This window comes from Peptostreptococcus stomatis DSM 17678, assembly GCF_000147675.1.
Classification (GTDB): Bacteria; Bacillota; Clostridia; order Peptostreptococcales; family Peptostreptococcaceae; genus Peptostreptococcus; species Peptostreptococcus stomatis.
Genome location: NZ_ADGQ01000047.1, coordinates 1 through 5,939, shown reverse-complemented (window position 1 = coordinate 5,939; position 5,939 = coordinate 1). Strand labels below are relative to the sequence as shown.

Below are 5,939 nucleotides of genomic sequence, written 5' to 3'. Positions count from 1 at the left end.
AATTGACATAGAGCCATTCTTTTCTAATTCAAGCAAATATTTGACAGAGAGCCCTTAATTGATGATAAGAGAGTTGAGACAAATTGTACATTTTGATATTGACATTTTCAACCCTTCACAATTGCATTCGTATAGTCATATTTCAGTGAATTTACCACATATTTTTTAGCTTTTCAAGGTTTTTTACACCTTTCTACAACCGTTATTATTAATTATATATAAGCTTATATCTTTATATAAATATGTTGTTAAAATAGAAAAAATTTAAAAAATCTATAATTTGAATATTTGCTTATATAATTTAAGTGTTGACTTATATATATAAGATGTTTATAATATAAAATAGATAGTTGAACTATTGCTCATTTCAACATACGACTAAAATAGTGGTAAAAATATGCTTATAGTGATACCAAAGGTGTTGGTGAGTTATGAAAGAATCTAATATAATTCCTAGGTAGACAGAGTATTTAATTCTGTATCATTCATACATTATCTTTTATAAATGGCAAATGTGTGCATATAGTGGGAAGAAAGGTTTAGGTAAATTGAATTCTAAACAATTCCTTGACATGTTTGATATGGTTTTGATGTGATGGATATTAACACTAATAAGATAAGTGGAAATATAGTTAGATTACAGTTGGTAAAAAACTAATAGAAAAGAATAATACTTAAAGACTTTGATATGCTTGGATGTAAAATTGAAGTAAAGAAAATTGGAACATATGGTTTTATTTATAAGTATGAATCAATTATTGACATATGGAGGAAAGAAATTTAAGTTTGAGAATGGAAATAAAATTTTAAAAAGACTAAGCATTGATGTTAATAAAATAACCTTGAAGGGTTGAGGTAAATGGCATGAGGAATGATGAAATAATAATGAGTATGAAAAAAAAGGATATTTTAAAGTTCGATTTCAATGACCTAATAATTTTGAATAGAGATAGAAAGGTTATTATTCATAGAAAAAAGTATAAAACTAGTGTGCGATTAAATAGAGAGGTTTTTGAATATTTTTGTTATGCAAATGAAAATAATATGACTATAGGAGATTTTGTCGAGTGTTTTGATAGAGAGGAAGATAAAAATTACATAAGAGAAGTGATAAACATGTTGAAAGATAAAAAAATTTTAAGCAATGGTAGGTGTGGTGATAAAGTTTATTTTAAAGATATTTATCTAGCTCTAACCAATAGATGTAATTTGAAGTGTGTACACTGTGCTTCGCATTCTAGTCCCAATGAAAACGATAAACTTAAGTATAATGATATATGTTTTATCCTCGATAATATTGCATTGTTAAATACGAGAAGATTAATACTAACTGGTGGGGAACCATTGGTCAGAGAAGATTTTTATCAAATAGTGAATTATATTAATAATAATAAAATATGTAAAGAACTATATTTATCAACAAATGGTACTTTGATAAATAAAAATAATGTAGAATTTATAGTGAAAAATTTTGATAGAATTGATATGAGTTTGGATGGGGTTGATGAAAAAAGTTGTTCACTCATACGTGGTAAAAATGTATTTAATAAAGTCATTAATACAGTGAATTTATTGCATGAGAAAAATTTCTACAATATTACTCTATCGATGGTATTTGATCAAAAAAACATTGATAAATTTGAGGAATTTAGATTATTAAATAAAAATATGAATACAATACCAATTGAAAGATATTTTGAGCCCGTAGGAAGAGGGATAAGTAATAAAAGTATATTTACTGAAGATGAGTCGTTCTTACCTCTATCTATTTCTACAATTAATGAGTATATGCTGGATACAGATAATAATAGCTACAACAAATACACTCCATTTTCATGTAATGCCTGTGAGGAACAGCTGTTTATTAATTACGATGGAGAAATGTATCCATGCCCTTCTTTGGTAAAATCAAGTTATAGACTTGGAAGTAGTATGGATATGAAGATAATTAATAAGATTAAGTTAAATAATTTAGATGGTTTTGCTGGGTATATAAATTTAAAAAAATATATCCATACTATTATGATAAGTGTAAGAAATGTGATGTAAATTTATTTTGCTTGAAATGTCCCGCGAAGGTAGATTTAATAAAGGATAGTGACTCACTTCATGATGAATGGTGTAGATGTATGAAATATAATATAGGTAGAATTGTGTGGGGAGAGAGTTAATGAAATTTACCATTTTTGTGACACAAAAGTGTAATTTACGTTGCAAATATTGCTATGAAGACAATCTAGATAGAAGAGATGATATGAGTATTGAAACTGCTGATAAGGTCATAAAATTCATTTTAGAGCGTTTGACAGAAAAAAATATTGATAGGCCATTAGTAATAATTTTTCATGGGGGTGAACCTCTATTAAATTTTGATTTGGTGAAATATATTCGTGAAGAACTGGAAAATAAAGTCTCAGATAGAAAAATAATTTATCATATGACAACTAATGGAACTCTAATAAATAATGAAAATATAGATTTTTTATGTAAAAAAATAGATTTCCTGTCAGTTAGCATGGATGGAGTAAAGAAAATAAATGATGAAAATAGGATTTTTTCTGATGGCAGTGGCACATTTGACATTGTAATAAAAAAATTGAAGAGTGTATTATCTAGGAATAAAAATATTAGAATAAGGATGACAATAACTCCTGAAACTGCAAGTGATATATGTAAAAGTATTACAGAGATTGTAAACTTAGGACTTACTGATATAGTTGTTTCTATGGATTATAAGAATACAGGGTGGGAAAACAGACATATAGAAATCATAAGAATGGAACTGATGAAACTATTAAGTAGAAAAAAAAATCTAAAAAAAGCATATATAAATCTTATTGACTTATATTCTTTAAATGTAAAAAAAGGTGCTTGTTTTGGAGGGGTTGTGAGTTATGCAATTGATGTTAATGGAGATTTGTATCCATGCACAGTATGTGTGGGTCATAAAGATATGGTAATTGGGAATGTACATAATAATAAGGTTATATCAGAAAGAGAAATTTTTGCAATAAACTATATTGATAATTTTATATGTAATGAATGTACAAGAAAAGAATTTTGCACAACGAAGAGATGTAAGTTTATTAATAAAGTAGTTACAGGAAAATACGAAAATAATATACCAATTATGTGTGCTATGGAAAGAATTAGTATAGACGTAAGTAGAATGTTGCAGGAAAATATAGAAAATCAGGTGAGATTGTGATGAAGAAAAGATATTTTAGGGATTATTTATGTGACAAAGTTGAATCAGAAAGAGTAGTCTTGCTTTCAAATAAGGTGAGCGGACAGTGGATTAAAATTCCCACAGAATGTTACGATATTTTAAACTATGCATCGGAGAATAGAATAGCTTTGGAAGATGTTGCGATGAAGTTTATGGTAGATGAAGATAGAAGATATTATTTAAAATTAATAGAATTGCTAGAAAAAATAGGTTTGGCAGGTGTAGATTATGATATTGAATCCTTAGGTTTATACAAAGTTGTTTTTTCAATAACAAATAGATGTAACCTAAGTTGTGAATACTGTTGTGCAGAATCAGAACTACAGGCCAATGAATATTTGACAACATCAGATTGTAAAAATATTATTGATAGAATTGTTTTAATGAGCCCAGATATAGTAATTATTTCTGGTGGAGAACCAATGATGAGAAATGATATTTTTGATATACTTAATTATTTAAAACAAAAATTTTCAGGCAAAATAATACTATCCACAAATGCTACATTAATAAAAGATAATGATGCTGAAATATTAGCTAAGATTTTGCATGCTATAGAAATTAGTGTAGATGGATATGATGATAAAACCGTTTCTAGAATTAGAGGATATGGTGTTTATGATAAAGTTGTTGCTGTGGTAAAAAAACTACAAATGTGTGGCTTAGAAAAGATAAGCTTATCAATGGTTCTTGGGAAAGACAATATAAATCAGAAAAAAAATTTTATTGAGTTTTGCGATGAAATGAATGTATCATATATGTTAAGGTATTTCTATAATGTTGGACGTGGAAAAAATAATCATGAAAGGTATGTTGAGAACTTGCTTGATATTAATTATATTGACTTTGAGTATGAGAAGTCAAATACCAGTTTTACAACAAATCGATGTAAGGCTGGTTTGACACAAATAAGTATTGATAGAAAAGGAGATGTATATCCCTGCCCAAATTTAGAGTATGAGGAATTTAAAATGTACAATATATTGGATTATGAAGCTAATTTGAATAGAAAATATAATTTAAGAAGAGAGTTAGAACAATTAAAAAAGATCAATAATTTTAAAACTACGAATATTGAAAAATGTAAGTCATGTAATATAAATGTTTTTTGTATGCCATGTCCAGCAATGATTTATAATATAATTGATGATGATATTAGGTTTGAACACAATTGTAAAAGAAATAAATATATGCAACTAAAGATATGGAGTTGAAATGGAGAACAAACAGATTATTAAAATAGCAGTAATTGATACTAGCATTGATACGAAAGATGAAGATTTAAGAGGATATTATGAAATTATACCTGAAATACAAGTGAACGAAATAGTATACAATAATGATGAACATGGTACTCTTGTGTGTAAGACTATTGTAGACATATGTAAAGATGTTTTAATTTATCCGATTAATATATTTGAAAATGATGGTTGTACATCATCTTTAAAACTCTTACAAGCGTTAAAAAAACTATTGGACTATGATGTTAAATTAATAAATATATCGGCATCTACAATAAATCAAAAATATAGAAATGATATATGTGAGGTATGTGATAGGTTGACCCAACAAGGTAAAATTATTCTGTCTGCAAAACATAGATATGATGAGGAAAATATGTGTATACCAGCAACATTTGAAAGTGTGATTGGTGTAGATGGTAATGATAATATATATAATAATGATGAATACACATACAACAAGAATGAAAAAATACAAATGTGTGTAAATACTAAAGAAATATTTATAAAGTATAAAGATGGTGTGACACATTTTGGTAAAAGCAGTAAGGGGTGTGCTATTGCTACAGGGATTGTAGCGAATATATTGAAAAAAAATAACAATTTATCTTATTATGAAATGGAAAAAGAATTAATAAGTGATGCAGTACTTGAGTTAAAAGATAGTTATATAAAAAGAATAAAAAAGGTTATGTTAAATGAATTAAAAAAAGATAAACTTAATAATATGAGTAATATAAGTGAAGTGACAGGTGTTAATAACCTTGATTATAAGATTGAGTATATTGAATACGGTATTAAAAAAGTCATGAAAGAGAATTTCAATAATATATCTAATTTGGATAATATAAGAAATATGAATATTATATATGACTGTGCGTTAGTAAGGAGAGATAATATCAGTATATTAATTGAAAAAATAAACGAATTCTTTAGAATTGAAATAGACTGTCTTGATTTTTTGCTTGAAGAAATAAGTGATTTTGAACTATTAAAACTAATAATATATGTACATTTGTATTGCAATGTTTAAAAAATAATATATATAAACCATTATTTAGAATTTTAATCTAATTTAATTATATTAAAACTAGTTTGTTAGGTTAGATTGGAATAAAATATAATATTGTAGAAAGGAATGTGTTATGAAAAAAATCTTAGAAAAAGAAAAGAAAAAAGAAGGATTGCAGATTGAAGCAATAAAGGATAAAATTGAATTATCCGATGTGCAGATACAAGTTGATCCTTGCAAGGGGTTAGGATGGGGACGTTTTGACTGTTTAATAGACTGTGCAGATTATTCTCCGAAAGGATCTCCTGCTTATTAAGCTGTGAAAATAGTTTAATATGAGAGAAAGCAGGTAATTTGTTGTAGTAATTACCTGCTTAACTAATATAATACAATTCAAAGTATATTTTTGTTTAAAGTGTTATATTAGTTAAGCAGGTGAAAGAAAAACATTATGTAG

5 protein-coding genes are annotated in these 5,939 nt (G+C 26.7%); all 5 read left to right on the top strand.

The annotated features are described in order from the left end of the window. The first annotated feature begins 864 nt into the window (after positions 1 to 864). The 5 genes from HMPREF0634_RS04260 (at position 865) to HMPREF0634_RS04240 (ending at position 5,798) form a co-directional block, all read left to right on the top strand. Positions 865 to 2,049, top strand: coding sequence for a radical SAM/SPASM domain-containing protein (locus tag HMPREF0634_RS04260; RefSeq protein WP_007789323.1), 1,185 nt, complete (start codon positions 865 to 867; stop codon positions 2,047 to 2,049). Positions 2,050 to 2,170: 121 nt separating this feature from the next. Then, positions 2,171 to 3,208, top strand: coding sequence for a radical SAM/SPASM domain-containing protein (locus tag HMPREF0634_RS04255; protein ID WP_007789320.1), 1,038 nt, complete (start codon positions 2,171 to 2,173; stop codon positions 3,206 to 3,208). Next, positions 3,208 to 4,443: a radical SAM/SPASM domain-containing protein gene (locus HMPREF0634_RS04250; protein WP_007789321.1), complete on the top strand. Its 1,236-nt coding sequence runs from the start codon at positions 3,208 to 3,210 to the stop codon at positions 4,441 to 4,443. The genes HMPREF0634_RS04255 and HMPREF0634_RS04250 overlap by 1 nt, the downstream gene beginning before the upstream one ends. A 1-nt stretch (position 4,444) precedes the next feature. Then, the gene (locus tag HMPREF0634_RS09365) at positions 4,445 to 5,503 is read left to right on the top strand and encodes a S8/S53 family peptidase (protein ID WP_050786354.1); all 1,059 of its coding nucleotides are present in this window, start codon (positions 4,445 to 4,447) and stop codon (positions 5,501 to 5,503) included. Between the two features lie 112 nt (positions 5,504 to 5,615). Then, positions 5,616 to 5,798 (top strand): hypothetical protein, encoded by a 183-nt coding sequence (locus HMPREF0634_RS04240; protein ID WP_040565749.1) that lies wholly within the window; start codon positions 5,616 to 5,618, stop codon positions 5,796 to 5,798. Positions 5,799 to 5,939 lie beyond the last annotated feature (141 nt).